Origin of the sequence: Pseudomonas sp. CFII64 (genome assembly GCF_000416235.1) — a bacterium.
Classification (GTDB): Bacteria; Pseudomonadota; Gammaproteobacteria; order Pseudomonadales; family Pseudomonadaceae; genus Aquipseudomonas.
On sequence record NZ_ATLO01000015.1, the window covers coordinates 88,835 to 103,701 of the forward strand.

A 14,867-nucleotide genomic window follows, 5' to 3' on the forward strand; every position below is an offset into this window, starting at 1 on the left:
CTGATGAAACAGAATTCGACGGCTTACAGCCAACGCCTGTTGCGCGGCCAATCGCCCTCGTATGAACGTCTGCAAGCTCGCCTGGCCGAAGATGGCAGCCCGGTCGATGCGCAACCGCTGGCGCTGCATTGCGGCTGGGGTCGGCTATTGATTGGTCACACCTATCCGGACCCGGCGAGCCTGGCCAACGAGTTGCTCAATGAAAAGCCCGGCGAACGCGACATCGCGCTGTACGTCGCCGCGCCGCAGCAAGTGCTGGCGCAGTCGCCGCAACAGTTGTTCCTCGACCCGTCCGACACGTTGCGCCTGTGGTTCAGCGATTATCGGCCGGCACAGCGGGTGTTTCGCGGCTTCCGCATTCGTCGGGCGCAGAACAGCAACGACTGGCAGGCGATCAATAACCTGTATCTGGCGCGCGGCATGTTGCCGATTGATCCTGAACTGCTCACCCCGCGTCATCAGGGCGGACCGGTGTACTGGATCGCCGAAGATGAAAGCAGCAATGCGGTGATCGGCAGCGTCATGGGCCTGAATCATCAAAAAGCCTTTAACGATCCCGAAAAAGGCAGCAGCCTGTGGTGCCTGGCCGTTGATCCGCAGTGCACGCGGCCCGGTGTCGGCGAAGTGTTGGTGCGGCATCTGGTCGAGCATTTCATGAGTCGCGGCCTGAGTTATCTCGACCTGTCGGTGCTGCATGATAACGAACAGGCCAAGGCGCTTTACGCCAAACTGGGTTTTCGCAACCTGCCGACCTTTGCCATCAAGCGCAAGAACGGCATCAACGAATCGCTGTTCCTCGGCCCCGGTCCGTTGGGGGATTTCAATCCCTATGCGCGGATCATCGTCGAAGAAGCGCACCGACGCGGCATTGAAGTTCAGGTCGACGACGCCGAGGCCGGGCTGTTTACCCTGGCCTACGGCGGCCGGCGGATTCGTTGCCGGGAATCTCTCAGCGACCTGACCAGCGCCGTGAGCATGACGTTGTGTCAGGACAAGAGCATGACCCACCGGGCGCTGAAAGCTGCCGGGCTCAACCTGCCCGCCCAGCAACGCGCGGGTGAAACCGAGGCGAATCTGGCGTTCCTCCAAGCACACCGGCAAATCGTCGTCAAACCGCTGGATGGTGAGCAAGGCCAGGGCGTGGCCGTCAATTTGCGCACCCCGGAAGAAATGCAGGACGCCATTGAGCGCGCCCGTCAGTTCGACTCGCGGGTGATTCTCGAAAGCTTCCACGAAGGCCTGGATCTGCGCATCGTGGTGATTGGTTTCGAAGTGGTGGCGGCAGCGATTCGGCGTCCGGCAGAAGTGGTCGGCGATGGTCGACATACCATTGGGCAGTTGATCGAGGCGCAAAGTCGCCGTCGTTCAGCGGCTACTGGCGGTGAAAGCAAGATTCCGCTGGATGAAGAAACCGAACGCACGGTACGCGACGCGGGCTTTACCTATGACAGCGTCCTGCCTCTGGACCAGCACCTGGCCGTGCGCCGCACTGCCAATCTGCACACCGGCGGCTGCCTGGAAGACGTCACCGGAATCTTGCATCCAGTGCTCAACGACGCCGCGATCCGCGCAGCGCGGGCGCTGGACATTCCGGTGGTCGGCCTGGACCTGATGGTCCCGGCGGCCGATCAAGCCGAATACGTTTTCATCGAAGCCAACGAGCGTGTTGGCCTGGCCAACCATGAACCGCAACCCACGGCAGAACGCTTTGTCGATCTGCTGTTCCCCCATAGTTTGCCTGTGCATTCGTAATCTGTAGGGCCGGATGTATCCGGGAGTGCGTCGTGCCAGGCATCCATGATGTCTGGCTGAGCCACCCTCCTCGCGGATAAATCCGCTCCTACGCAGTCTGTACGCGTAAGGCCCCCGCATTTCAGGAGTACCCCGATGACCACTGCAAAAAAAATCCCCGAGCCGGATCTGAATTACCTGCAGAAAGTCCTGTTGGAAATGCTCGCGATCCCAAGCCCCACCGGCTTTACCGACACCATCGTGCGCTATGTCGCCGAGCGTCTTGAAGAACTGGGTATCCCGTTCGAACTGACCCGGCGCGGGACCATTCGCGCCACCTTGAAAGGCAAGCAAAACAGCCCCGATCGGGCGGTTTCTGCGCACCTGGACACCATCGGCGCTGCTGTGCGCGAAGTGAAAGACAACGGTCGCTTGTCGCTGGCGCCGATTGGTTGCTGGTCGAGCCGTTTTGCCGAAGGCAGCCGGGTCAGCGTGTTTACTGACAGCGGCGTGATCCGGGGCAGCGTGCTGCCGCTGATGGCTTCCGGGCATGCGTTCAACACCGCAGTGGACGAAATGCCGATCAGCTGGGATCACGTCGAACTGCGCCTGGATGCCTACGCCACGACCAAGGCCGATTGCGCATCGCTGGGTATCGGCATTGGTGATTTCGTGGCCTTTGATCCGCTGCCGGAATTTACCGAAAGCGGCCACATCAGCGCTCGCCATCTGGACGACAAGGCAGGCGTAGCGGCGTTGCTTGCGGCGCTCAAAGCCATCGTCGACAGCGGCGCCGAACCGCTGATCGATTGCCATCCGCTGTTCACCATCACCGAAGAAACCGGCACCGGCGCGGCGGGCGTATTGCCATGGGACGTCAGTGAGTTCGTGGGCATCGACATTGCGCCGGTTGCGCCGGGCCAGCATTCCAGCGAGCACGCCGTCAGCGTCGCGATGCAGGATTCGGGCGGTCCGTACGACTACCATTTGTCCCGACACTTGCTGCGCCTGGGTGCTGAAAACGAACTGCCGGTGCGCCGGGACATGTTTCGCTATTACTTCAGCGACGCCCATTCGGCGGTTACTGCCGGGCATGACATCCGCACCGCGCTGCTGGCCTTCGGCTGCGACGCGACCCACGGCTATGAACGCACGCACATCGACAGCCTCGCCGGTCTGAGCCGCTTGCTGGGCGCCTACATGCTCAGCCCGCCGGTCTTCGCCAGCGATGCGAAACCGGCGTCGGCGTCGCTTGAAAAATTCAGCCATCAGATCGAACACGACGCGCAAATGGAATCCGACACCCGCGTTCCAGCGGTGGACAGTCTGATTGGGCAGAACCGGGAAGAGGTCGAGTAGTCCACTGGCTCTTCGCGAGCAAGCTCGCTGCCACACAGACTGCACAGGTGCACGAATTGTGGGAGCAACCTTGCTTGCGAAGGTGGTATCTCATCCGTAGAAGATTCCCCGTCGCGCAGCAGCACCGGTCGCCGCTCGCTCCAACAGCGCCTGTGCACTATCATCGCCGGGAATTGATGCGAGAACTCTCATGCTGATCCCCTACGACCAACTCGAAGCTGACACCCTCACCCGCCTGATCGAAGATTTCGTGACCCGCGAAGGCACCGACAATGGCGATGACACGCCCCTGGAAACCCGCGTGTTGCGCGTGCGGCATGCGTTGAACAAAGGTCAGGCGGTGATTTTCTTTGATCTGGAAAGCCAACAGTGCCAGCTGATGCTCAAGCATGAAGTGCCCAAGGAATTCTTCGACTGAAGCGCCACCGGCTCAAGGACAGCGTTCTCCCGCGATTTCCTCGCGCTGCTGCGACAGCCGCTGGGCAATGCGTCGGTACACTTCGGCTCGATGAACCTTGATGTGGCTGGGCGCGGTGATACCAAACCGTACTTGATTGCCCTGGATGGCCAGGATTTGTACGGTGATGTCATCGCCGATAGAGAATGTTTCGCCAACTTCCCGCGTCAGTATCAGCATTTTCCTACTCTCTTGAAGTTAAAGAGAATCAGGTTGCATGGGCGTCTTATGCCCATCAATACACAGGCGGAAAATCAGTCATGTCCTTCAAGGCTGCCGGAAAAGCTTGCAGGAAACGTCCTACACTCGATAGAAAAACGCTTGTTCAGTTCAGGGTTATGGCGCAGACCAGCGCGGACCCAACAGGATGATCGTCGCGCCAATCACACACAATGCGGCACCGAGCCAATCAGTAATCAAAGGTCTGACCCGCTCGATAACACCCAGCCAGGCGATGGACGCAATAATGTAGATCCCGCCATACGCCGCATAAGCGCGCCCGGCATAAGTTGCCTCCACTCGAGTGAGCAACAGCGCGAACAACGTCAGGCTGATCAGCCCCGGAATAATCCACAGTGCACTTTTACCCAGACGCAGCCACATCCAGAAGGCATAGCACCCGGCAATTTCAAACAAGGCGGCAAGGAAAAACCACAGGTAGTTGAGCACAGGATAATCTCGTCGAAGGTCGCCAGCGAATGGCGGCAACCCTATCAGAAAGCGCCGAGCCTAGAAATCAGGATGCACAAACCTGTGCAGGAGGGGACTTGTCGCCGAAAATTCAGGCAGGCGACATTGCAATCTGACTTATCCGTTTACCCTGAAAATCGCCTTCGGGGACAAGTCCCCTCCTACATTGGTTTCCCTGTTTGATGGCGACGCATTTTCTCCGACATCGTCGCCATTTCGTCATACAGCAACTGCGGATTCTTGCACTTGAGTTGCCAGGCCATGCGCCCTTGTTCGTGGGGCAGGATCATGAATTCACCTTGGGCGACCTGCTCGAAAATGTAGTTGGCGATTTCACTGGCCGTGATCGGCGAACTCTCCAGCAACTTGCCGACCTGAGCTTTCATGGCCGGCGTTGGCCCTCGGAAGGAGTCCAGCAGGTTGGTCTGGAAAAACGACGGGCAGACCACATGCACGCCGATTTCCTGTTGGCGCAATTCAATCAACAGACTTTCTGACAAGGCCACCACTCCGGCCTTGGCAACGTTGTAGTTGCTCATGGCCGGGCCCTGCATCAAGGCCGCCATGGAGGCAATATTGATGATTTTGCCCTTGCTGACTTCCAGCAACGGCAGGAACGCCTTGCAGCCCTTGACCACTCCCATGAGGTTGATCGCGATCTGCCAGTCCCAGTCTTCCAGGGACAGCTCGCTGAAAAAGCCACCGGAGGCAACGCCCGCGTTATTGACGATGATATCGATGCCGCCGAGCTTTTCTTCGCAGGCCTGGGCGAAAGCGGTCAGCTGGCTGTAGTCGCGGACATCGCAGCGCTGTACGAAGCTCTCATTACAGGCCTCACCGCCCGCCTCGCGGATCAGTTTGAGCGTCTCCTGCAAACCCGCATCGTTGACATCGGACAATGCCAGACGCCAGCCTTCACGGGCCCAGCGCAGCGCGATTTCGCGACCCAGGCCAGAGCCGGCACCAGTGATCATGATGCGATTTTGCATAGGGAAACGCCTTGTCTTTGCGAAGAAGATAAGCCGCAGTGTAACCACTGCAAACGCCAATCCGACCCACCATCAAGGCGCTGAATGACTGAGGCAAACCCTGGGTTACAAGGATATTCGGCGCGCCCATCGACGGCTGGCCAGCCAGCTATAAACCAGCACATTGCAGAGCACGACGATGCCGCCCAGCCACAGTTGAAGCTGCGACGTCAGGCCTGCGGGATAGATCAGCGGGATCAGGTAATGCTCGATAAAGCCGCCGTCATAGCCTTGCGTGCCGGCCCGGCTGCGCAACGCGTTCTCCAGCGGGGTCAACGGGCAGTAGAGATGGCAGAACTCCACCAACGCGCCCCACACCAATGCCGGAACATGCAGGATCACCAGCCAGCGCCAACGCAGCACCAACAGCCCGCCAAACAATACGAACACAATGAACAACAGATGCACCACGACGACGGCGTCGGCGGCCAGGCGAAAAAACATGGGTAAATCCTGCGGTGGCGTGGCTATAAAAGCGCGATCTTTCAAACCCGGTTAAAGTTCAATAATCCACTGATAAATATAAATATTTTATTATTTTCCGGCTTTCTTGAACCTGGCATGGACTTTTTCTGAAACACGACAGTCGGAGTATTTAAGCAGCACAAACTTTACGCCGGTTTGGCAAAAGCTTGAACTGTTAAAGCCACTCCACGAACACCAGAAGGAACTCGTCATGGGCATCGGCACAATTCTTATCATTATCCTGATCTTGCTGTTGGTTGGTGGTCTGCCGGTATTCCCGCACTCCCGCAGCTGGGGTTACGGTCCGTCGGGCATCATCGGTACTATCCTCGTTATTCTGTTGATATTGGTATTGCTCGGAAGGATCTAACTTCCCGGCTGTCACCAAAACCCCTGCCGATCCGGCGGGGTTTTTTATTGGATTGGATAAAATCCGGGTTTGCAGTTTCAGCCAGTAAAACGCTTCGCGGGCAAGCCTCGCTGCAACGAAAGTCGCTCAAACAAAAACGCCCCGAATCATTCGGGGCGTTTTGTCTTGCGGGTTACTTCACATCAGGCCGATCAGTGCGACACCGCGCCGCTGGCGCCAAGGCCAGTCTGCGAGCGTACGAACTGCGGGTAGAACAGGGCGCGCTCGCCCTCCGCCGCTTTCGACTTGTCGGTGATGGAGAAGAACCAGATACCGACGAAGGCGATGGCGATGGAGAACAGCGCCGGGTATTCGTACGGGAAGATGGCCTTCGGATTGTGCAGGATCGATACCCAGATGGTCGGCCCGAGCACCATCAGCACCACGGCGCTGATCAAGCCCATCCAGCCGCCGATCATGGCGCCACGGGTGGTCAGGTTTTTCCAGTACATGGAAAGCAGCAGGACCGGGAAGTTACAGCTCGCCGCGATGGAGAACGCCAGGCCAACCATGAACGCGATGTTCTGGCTTTCGAAGGCGATGCCCAGGAGGATTGCCACGATTGCCAGGGCAATGGTGGTGATCTTCGAAACGCGGATTTCGTCTTTCTCGTTGGCTTTGCCGGCCTTGATCACACTGGCGTACAAGTCATGGGAAACTGCCGAAGCGCCCGCCAGGGTCAAACCGGCAACCACTGCCAGGATGGTGGCGAAAGCAACTGCCGAGATGAAGCCCAGGAACAGACTGCCACCGACCGCATTGGCCAAGTGAACCGCTGCCATGTTGTTACCGCCCAACAGCGCACCCGCTGCGTCCTTGAACGCCGGATTGGTGCTGACCAGCAGGATCGCGCCAAAGCCGATGATGAAGGTCAGGATGTAGAAGTAGCCGATGAAACCGGTGGCGTACAGCACCGACTTACGGGCTTCTTTGGCGTCGCTTACGGTGAAGAAGCGCATCAGGATGTGCGGCAGGCCAGCAGTACCGAACATCAGTGCCAGACCCAGGGAGAACGCCGAGATCGGATCCTTGACCAGACCGCCCGGGCTCATGATCGCTTCACCTTTAGGGTGAACCTTGACCGCTTCGGAGAACAGCATGTTGAAGTCGAAGTTGACGTGTTTCATGACCATCAGGGCCATGAACGACGCGCCGGACAACAGCATCACGGCCTTGATGATTTGCACCCAGGTCGTGGCGAGCATGCCGCCGAACAGCACATACAGGCACATCAGGATACCGACCAACACCACCGCAACCGCGTAGTCCAGCCCGAACAGCAGCTGGATCAGCTTGCCGGCGCCAACCATCTGCGCGATCAGGTAGAACGCAACCACTACCAGCGAACCACAGGCAGACAGGGTACGGATCTCTTTCTGCTTGAGGCGATAGGACGCCACGTCAGCAAACGTGTACTTACCCAGGTTACGCAAGCGCTCGGCGATCAGGAACAGAATGATCGGCCAGCCCACCAGGAAGCCGATCGAGTAGATCAGGCCGTCGTAGCCGGAGGTGTAAACCAGCGCGGAAATACCCAGGAAGGAAGCGGCTGACATATAGTCACCCGCAATCGCCAGGCCATTCTGGAAGCCGGTGATCTTGCCGCCTGCCGAATAGTAGTCTGCTGCTGTCTTGTTCTTCTTCGATGCCCAATACGTGATGTACAGGGTAAGGCCGACGAAAATGACGAACATGACGATCGCCGAAACGTTCAGCGGTTGTTTCTGCACAGCGCCAGTCAACGCTTCTGCCGCCCAGAGGGACGGCGCGAAGGCGGCCAGGCCGAATACTGCCAAGAGGCGCCGGATCATTGCTGAGCCTCCTTCAGGATCGCGTTGTTCAGGTCATCGAATTCACCGTTTGCGCGGCGAACGTAGATCGCGGTCAATATGAAAGCAGACAGGATCAAACCGACCCCGATAGGCATTCCCCAGGTGATCGTTGATGTCGGGCTTAACTTGGCCCCCAGAATGTGGGGTCCATAAGCAATCAAAAGGATAAAGGCCGCATACAGGCCAAGCATGATCGCCGAGAGAATCCAGGCGAAGCGCTCTCTTTTTGATACCAGCTCCTTGAAACGGGGGCTGTTTTGAATCGAGAGGTAAATGCTGTCGTTCATTGTTTTTGTCCTCGCAGCACAGATGAGATGTCACGCATTCACTTTAGTCAGGTCTGGCGCGCACTCCAGACGACCTTAGTATTAGAACGACACTGTAGGACCGACTATTGGGACCGGCTTTAGCCGGGAAGGCTGCATACCGGCGATATAGATATCGTGAATGTTTCGACCCCTTCCCGGCTAAAGCCGGTCCCACGGGAAAAATGCGCTCACGCAAAGCACAAAAAAGCCGCCCGGTCGTTGAACCGGGCGGCTTTGGCGTTACGTCAATCGAGGCGGCTTATTTGCCAGTCCACTCCTTGACGCGGTCCGGGTGCTTGGCGACCCAGTCCTTGGCTGCCGCTTCAGGTTTGGCGCCGTCCTGAATGGCCAGCATCACTTCGCCGATTTCATCCTTGGAAGCCCACTGGAACTTCTTCAGGAAATCGACAACTTCCGGTGCCTTGGTGGCCAGTTCTTTACTGCCGATACTGTCCACGGTTTCAGCTGCACCGTAGACACCTTTTGGATCTTCCAGAAACTTCAACTTCCACTTGGCGAACATCCAGTGTGGCACCCAGCCAGTCACCGCGATGGATTGCTCTTTTGGATAGGCCCGGGTGAGCTCCGCGATCATGCCCGCGCCCGAACTGGCTTGCAGTTTGTAGCCATCCAGACCGTAGTCCTTGATGGCCTGATCGGTCTTGATCATAACGCCCGAGCCGGCATCGATCCCGACAATCTTCTTCTTGAAGGAGTCATCGGTCTTGAGATCTTCGATGCTCTTGGCTTTCACGTACTCAGGCACGATCAGGCCAATCTTGGCGTCCTTGAAGTTGGAACCGTAGTTCACAACGTTGTCTTTGTTCTTGGTCATGTACTCGCCATGAGTGACCGGCAACCAGGCCGACAACATCATGTCCAGTTTGCCGGTCGCCACGCCCTGCCACATGATCCCGGCCGCAACGGCTTGCAGTTTTACGTCATAACCGAGCTTCTGCCTGATGACTTCCGCGGCAACGTTCGTCGTGGCAACGCTATCGGACCAACCGTCGACATAGCCAATGCTCACTTCTTTGGCCGAGGCCAGCGTGGAACTGACAGCAAGCGCCAAAGCGGCACTCACGCCCAGGATTTTTCGCATCTTCATCGTTACTTCCCCGGTAGTCCTGCGCCCGACGGCGGTCGGGCATCGTTGACGTTGTTATTAAGGTTGCAGGTCGCGCCCAACTTTGGAGCACCGCGCACCTTTCACGCTTCAACCACTGTTGCGAACGATGACCAGCACCGTGTCGACGCCTTGATAATCAACCGTGGCGATGATGGAACGTGCTCTGTCAACGACGTCAATGCATCGGGAAACGACATCACACGGCCATCAGCGACATCCATGTCGTAAAACGCGCTTTGGTCCGTCCGGAAATTGCATGTCGAAGGTATCGCGGTGAGCCCGGGGGAAAATTGCGGCAGTCAGCTGGCGTCGCCGCCGCTGGCAAACCCAGTGCTAAGATGCGGCCTTCGCCCCATTTCGGCCCGATCATGCCCGCCACTTCCCGCTCATTCCTTGTGCCCTATCTGTTCGCTTGCCTGCTTGGCGTGATTGCCATGTGCAGTTACTGGTACGCGATGGGCAAGCCGGTGATTCTCCCGGACGCCGCCACCCCGACTCATAAGCTGCAATGCGCGTCGTACACGCCGTTCGACAAAGACCAGTCGCCGTTCGACCAGCCTTTCAAGCTGCGACCCGAGCGCATGGACGCTGACCTGGCCCTGCTTGCCACGCGTTTCGAATGCATCCGCACTTACTCGATGACAGGCCTGGAAGCGATCCCTGCATTGGCGCGCAAGCACGGGTTGAAGCTGATGCTGGGCGCCTGGATCAACAGCAATCCACAGGACACGGCCAAGGAAGTCGACGCGCTGATCGCTTCGGCCAATGCCAATCCGGATGTTGTCAGATCGGTCATCGTCGGCAACGAAGCCTTGCTGCGCAAGGAGGTCACCGGCGCGCAGCTGGCGAAGCTGATTGGTCAAGTCAAAAGCCAGGTCAAACAACCCGTGACCTATGCCGACGTGTGGGAGTTCTGGCTGCAATATCCGGAAGTCGCACCGGCCGTGGACTTCCTGACCATCCACTTGCTGCCTTACTGGGAAGACGACCCCAAAGGCATCGATGACGCACTGGCCCACGTGGCGCAGATCCGACAGATATTCGGCAGCAAATTCGCGCCCAAGGACATCGTGATTGGCGAAACCGGTTGGCCCAGCGAAGGCCGCCAGCGGGAAACCGCGCTGCCCAGTCGGGTCAACGAAGCGAAGTTCATTCGTGGTTTTGTCGCCATGGCCGAGCAGAACGGCTGGCACTACAACCTGATTGAAGCCTTCGACCAACCCTGGAAACGCGCCGCCGAAGGCGCGGTGGGCGGTTACTGGGGGCTGTTCGACGCTGATCGCAAGGAAAAAGGCGTGCTGGCCGGACCGGTTTCCAATCTGGGCTGGTGGCCGTTCTGGCTGAGCGTGAGTGGTGGAATTTTCCTGCTGACCCTGGCGTTTGCCGGCCGTGTCGCCACTCACCGCAACGCGCTGATTCTTCCGCTGCTGGCCGCACTGGCCGCTTGTTGTATCGGCACCTGGGGTGAACTGGCGCGCATCACCAGTCGCTTCTACGGCGAATACATTTGGGCCGCCTTGCTGGTGGGTTTGAATCTGCTGGTGCTGGCCCATGCGGCACTGGTGCTGTCGGCGGGTGATGGCTGGCGCAACAAGGCGCTGTCATGGCTTGAGGCGCGAGCGGGCGGGCTGGTGGCCGCGGCAGGTTTCGCGGCGGCGATCATGATGCTGGCCATGGTGTTTGATCCGCGCTACCGAAGCTTTGCGACCCCGACCCTGATTGTGCCCGCGCTGTTCTATCTGGCGCGCCCCGTGGCGGTCCCTCGTCGTGAAGTCGCATTGTTGACGTTTATCGTCGGCGCAGGCATCGCGCCACAACTGTTCCGCGAAGGCCTTGCCAATCAGCAAGCGCTGGGCTGGGCGCTGGTCAGCGTGCTGATGACCGCAGCGTTGTGGCGCTGTTTGCGAGTGCGGCAGCAGCAATCCGTTACGGCGCTGCGCGCTGCGCCATCGGTGTAACCCCGGCCACACGGAAACATATTGTGTTACCTCATCAGCACAGCGAACACCGCAAGCGGGTAACACGGAAACAAATGGTATGGATTTCTTGCCTGTCGCGCTTAGGCACTAAACCCTAAGTCTTTGTTTTTAAAGCATTTGCAAAAGTTGGCACAGCTCCTGCTATATCTCTGGCATAACAAGAATAAAAAGTGGCATACCTAATAAAAACAAGACGTAACGGCTCTGACATAACAAAAACAACGGCACAGAGACGCAGCTAACAGATTTTTTTGGAGTGGATCAGCTTTACAGAAGCGCCGTAAGGAGCTTCGCAACCGGGCAGAGAACAATAAAACTACCCTCAGGTAGCTCCCGAACTGGTTGGATCAGCCACATCGATCAAAGTGAATCAGCGCTCAAAAAAATACGTTTGCTCTTGATCCCGCATGGGGATCGCACAAGAAAGCTGGAAAGGGACCGGTCGCCAAAAACAAGAACAGACCGCCCTGAATAATAAAAATAGAGCATGCAAAACAATTAAAAGGGGAGCTCCGGCTCCCCTTTATGCTGTCTGGGGTTTGGGGTATTGAATCCAACGAAATCGTGTTTCAGAAATCTGATCAGGCCTTTTGCTTCGGCGCACGAACCAGTCGCAACCCCGCAATCACCACCGCAAAAACCCCGAGGCTTGCGCTGTAAAGCACCAGTGCCGCAATCCCCAGCAGTAATGCCAACACCGCCAGGCGCCAACCGGCAATGCCGCGTAAAAAGAACGCCACCAGCGAAACCGCCAGCGCCGACCAGGAAATAATCCCGAAGTGGATCATCCAGCCCAGTCCCGAACGAAGCTGGCACTCCCATTGCAAGGCCTCATTGGCACAGATGCCAACCCATTGCGCGTCTTCCATTAACAGGTAACGCACGCCATAGCTGGCGCCGAGCCAGATTGGCAAGGCGATCAGCAACAGAATCAGGGGCAAACGGCGAGGCATCGAGGACTCCATCCAGGTCAAAACTTTGGCGCGAAATGGCGCCCAGAATAGCCGCCTCGCCTCGCCATGCAAGGGCTGCGGGCGAATTTAACGCACCGTGCTTCGCTATTGCTGCAACAGAACGTGTATTGTCTCGAAGATTTTACGAAACTTAAGACTGTCAGTGCGGCACTTGGCACTCGATCAGCGGTCATAGCCCGCGTACCTCATCAGCACTTCGTTCCCAAGGGATTTAGTCATGCTCCGTTTTCTGCGCTTTGCTGCCGTCATTGGCGGCCTCTGTTTGAGTGCGTCCGCTATGGCGGTCAATGTCGACCCCGCCACTTATGGCTTCCCTCTGACCAACCCGTTCGAAGCGACCATCGCCACGACACCTCCGGACCTACGCCCGGATCTGCCGGCTGATGAGGATATCGACCAGGACGATTACACCCTCAATCTGCACCCCGAGCGCGAGTTCACCCTGCCGGATAACTTCTGGGCAGTGAAAAAACTGCGTTATCGCCTGGCCAAACAGGATCATCCGGCACCGCTGATCTTCCTGATCGCCGGCACCGGCGCACCTTATAACAGCACCCTGAACGAGTTTCTGAAGAAGCTTTATTACGGCGCTGGCTACAACGTGGTGCAACTGTCTTCGCCAACCAGCTATGACTTCATGAGTTCGGCCTCGCGTTTTGCAACGCCGGGTGTCTCCAAGGAAGATGCCGAAGACCTGTACCGCGTCATGCAGGGCGTTCGCGCGCAGCAGACCAAGCTGCAAGTCACCGACTATTACCTGACCGGTTACAGCCTGGGCGCACTGGATGCTGCATTCGTCGCCCACCTGGACGAAACCCGTCGCAGCTTCAACTTCAAGAAAGTCCTGCTGATCAACCCGCCGGTGAACCTTTATACGTCGATCACCAACCTCGACAAACTGGTGCAGACCAACGTCAAGGGCATCGACAACAGCACCACGTTTTATGAACTGGTCCTGGAAAAGCTGACCCGCTACTTCCGTCAGAAAGGCTATATCGATCTCAACGACGCATTGCTCTACGACTTCCAGCAGTCCAAGCAGCATTTGACCAACGAACAAATGGCCATGCTGATCGGCACTTCGTTCCGATTCTCTTCGGCTGACATCGCGTTCACTTCCGACCTGATCAACCGTCGCGGTCTGATTACGCCGCCGAAGTTTCCGATCACTGAAGGCACCAGCCTGTCGCCGTTCCTAAGGCGAGCGCTGCAATGCGACTTCGATTGCTACCTGACCGAACAAGTCATCCCGATGTGGCGTGCCCGTACCGATGGCGGCAGTCTGCTGCAACTGGTCGATCAAGTGAGCCTGTACGCGCTCAAGGATTACCTGCACACCAGCACCAAGATCTCCGTCATGCATAACGCTGACGACGTGATCCTGGGCGCCGGCGACCTGGGTTTCCTGCGCAAGACTTTCGGGGATCGTCTGACCGTTTATCCTTACGGCGGACATTGCGGCAACCTTAATTACCGCGTCAACAGCGACGCCATGCTGGAGTTTTTCCGTGGCTAAACGTCTTTTACTCATCGCCGCCCTGCTCTGCTCGGGCGCGACCTATGCCGCTGACGCGACCAACAGCAACCTTGCGGCCCACCCCGCCACCGTCGCCCGCGAGGACGATGCAGACGGCTTCACGCATCCGCTGAACGCCTTGAAGTTCAATCCGGGCCTGGACCAGCGGGAATTCGAACGCGCCACGCTCAACGCGCTGGAAGTCTACGACCCGCTGGAATCGATGAACCGTCGGGTCTACCACTTCAACTATCGCTTTGACGAATGGGTATTCCTGCCAGTCGTCAACGGCTACAAATATGTCACGCCGAGCTTCCTGCGTACCGGCGTCAGCAACTTCTTCGCCAACCTGGGCGATGTGCCGAACCTGCTGAACAGCCTGTTGCAGTTCAAGGGCAAGCGTTCGCTGGATACCACCGGTCGTCTGCTGGTCAACACCACCATCGGCATCGCCGGCCTGTGGGACCCGGCAACCATGATGGGCCTCCCCCGCCAGGCTGAAGACTTTGGTCAGACCCTGGGCTTCTACGGCGTACCCGGCGGCCCATACCTGGTCCTGCCGTTCCTTGGCCCATCGAACCTGCGTGACACTGGCGGCCTGGTATTCGACTTCGCTGCCGAATCCCAGATCAACTTCCTGAACGTCTCGCAAGTCAGCTCGGACCACCCGGAACTGTACGCCCTGCGAATCGTCGACCGCCGTTACACCACCAGCTTCCGCTACGGCCAGATGAACTCGCCGTTTGAATACGAGAAAGTGCGCTACGTCTACACCGAAGCCCGCAAGTTGCAGATTGCCGAGTAACTGAAAGGCTTTACCAGAACGGCCAACCGGAGCGATCGGGTTGGCCGTTTTTTATGGGTGAAACCAAAAGCTGTAGATACTCCATCGCCGCACGTGGATTGCTTTTGCTTCGCTCTTCCGTGCCGCGACCTGGCAGACACCACGACACCGGAGTCGAAGGAACCCGACGAAGTCGGGCCGGACGT

The 14,867-nt window shown here is 57.9% G+C and carries 15 protein-coding genes; 7 read left to right on the forward strand and 8 right to left on the reverse strand.

Annotated elements, in window-relative coordinates; genetic code table 11:
- The first annotated feature begins 3 nt into the window (after positions 1–3).
- The 3 genes from ngg to CFII64_RS08785 all read left to right on the forward strand — a co-directional run bounded on the left by ngg (position 4) and on the right by CFII64_RS08785 (position 3,508).
- Positions 4–1,752 (forward strand): N-acetylglutaminylglutamine synthetase, encoded by a 1,749-nt coding sequence (gene ngg / locus CFII64_RS08775; protein WP_020290432.1) that lies wholly within the window; start codon positions 4–6, stop codon positions 1,750–1,752.
- A 135-nt stretch (positions 1,753–1,887) separates the two neighbouring features.
- A complete protein-coding gene (locus CFII64_RS08780; protein WP_020290433.1) occupies positions 1,888–3,090 on the forward strand; it encodes an osmoprotectant NAGGN system M42 family peptidase in 1,203 nt (400 codons plus the stop codon).
- 190 nt (positions 3,091–3,280) lie between these two features.
- Complete coding sequence (locus CFII64_RS08785) at positions 3,281–3,508, forward strand: YheU family protein (RefSeq protein ID WP_020290434.1); 228 nt, start codon at positions 3,281–3,283, stop codon at positions 3,506–3,508.
- A 12-nt stretch (positions 3,509–3,520) separates the two neighbouring features.
- Here CFII64_RS08785 and csrA read toward each other — a convergent pair whose 3' ends face one another.
- From csrA to CFII64_RS08805, 4 genes are all read right to left on the reverse strand, one after another.
- Positions 3,521–3,727 (reverse strand): carbon storage regulator CsrA, encoded by a 207-nt coding sequence (csrA, locus tag CFII64_RS08790; protein WP_020290435.1) that lies wholly within the window; start codon positions 3,725–3,727, stop codon positions 3,521–3,523.
- 156 nt (positions 3,728–3,883) lie between these two features.
- The gene (locus CFII64_RS08795) at positions 3,884–4,216 is read right to left on the reverse strand and encodes a YnfA family protein (RefSeq protein WP_020290436.1); all 333 of its coding nucleotides are present in this window, start codon (positions 4,214–4,216) and stop codon (positions 3,884–3,886) included.
- Positions 4,217–4,398: 182 nt separating this feature from the next.
- Positions 4,399–5,226, reverse strand: coding sequence for an SDR family oxidoreductase (locus CFII64_RS08800; RefSeq protein WP_020290437.1), 828 nt, complete (start codon positions 5,224–5,226; stop codon positions 4,399–4,401).
- 105 nt (positions 5,227–5,331) lie between these two features.
- A complete protein-coding gene (locus CFII64_RS08805; RefSeq protein WP_020290438.1) occupies positions 5,332–5,709 on the reverse strand; it encodes a DUF2784 domain-containing protein in 378 nt (125 codons plus the stop codon).
- 232 nt (positions 5,710–5,941) lie between these two features.
- Between CFII64_RS08805 and CFII64_RS08810 the strand changes: the two genes are divergently transcribed.
- On the forward strand, positions 5,942–6,100 hold the full coding sequence (locus tag CFII64_RS08810) for a DUF3309 family protein (protein WP_020290439.1): 159 nt from the start codon (positions 5,942–5,944) through the stop codon (positions 6,098–6,100).
- A 191-nt stretch (positions 6,101–6,291) separates the two neighbouring features.
- Here CFII64_RS08810 and CFII64_RS08815 read toward each other — a convergent pair whose 3' ends face one another.
- The 3 genes from CFII64_RS08815 to CFII64_RS08825 all read right to left on the reverse strand — a co-directional run bounded on the left by CFII64_RS08815 (position 6,292) and on the right by CFII64_RS08825 (position 9,387).
- Positions 6,292–7,950 carry a cation acetate symporter gene (locus tag CFII64_RS08815; protein WP_020290440.1) on the reverse strand — a complete coding sequence of 553 codons (1,659 nt, stop codon included), beginning with the start codon at positions 7,948–7,950 and terminating at the stop codon, positions 6,292–6,294.
- Complete coding sequence (locus CFII64_RS08820) at positions 7,947–8,258, reverse strand: DUF485 domain-containing protein (protein ID WP_003314526.1); 312 nt, start codon at positions 8,256–8,258, stop codon at positions 7,947–7,949. The genes CFII64_RS08815 and CFII64_RS08820 overlap by 4 nt, the downstream gene beginning before the upstream one ends.
- Positions 8,259–8,538: 280 nt before the next feature.
- On the reverse strand, positions 8,539–9,387 hold the full coding sequence (locus tag CFII64_RS08825) for a glycine betaine ABC transporter substrate-binding protein (RefSeq protein WP_020290441.1): 849 nt from the start codon (positions 9,385–9,387) through the stop codon (positions 8,539–8,541).
- A gap of 389 nt (positions 9,388–9,776) precedes the next feature.
- Here CFII64_RS08825 and CFII64_RS08830 point away from each other — a divergent pair, with 389 nt between their 5' ends.
- Complete coding sequence (locus CFII64_RS08830) at positions 9,777–11,366, forward strand: beta (1-6) glucans synthase (RefSeq protein WP_052026598.1); 1,590 nt, start codon at positions 9,777–9,779, stop codon at positions 11,364–11,366.
- Between the two features lie 602 nt (positions 11,367–11,968).
- Here the strand turns inward: CFII64_RS08830 and CFII64_RS08835 are convergent.
- On the reverse strand, positions 11,969–12,340 hold the full coding sequence (locus CFII64_RS08835) for a hypothetical protein (RefSeq protein ID WP_020290443.1): 372 nt from the start codon (positions 12,338–12,340) through the stop codon (positions 11,969–11,971).
- 238 nt (positions 12,341–12,578) lie between these two features.
- Here CFII64_RS08835 and CFII64_RS08840 point away from each other — a divergent pair, with 238 nt between their 5' ends.
- A complete protein-coding gene (locus tag CFII64_RS08840; protein WP_020290444.1) occupies positions 12,579–13,877 on the forward strand; it encodes a lipoprotein in 1,299 nt (432 codons plus the stop codon).
- Positions 13,870–14,682 (forward strand): VacJ family lipoprotein, encoded by an 813-nt coding sequence (locus CFII64_RS08845; protein WP_020290445.1) that lies wholly within the window; start codon positions 13,870–13,872, stop codon positions 14,680–14,682. The genes CFII64_RS08840 and CFII64_RS08845 overlap by 8 nt, the downstream gene beginning before the upstream one ends.
- The last annotated feature ends 185 nt before the right edge of the window (positions 14,683–14,867 follow it).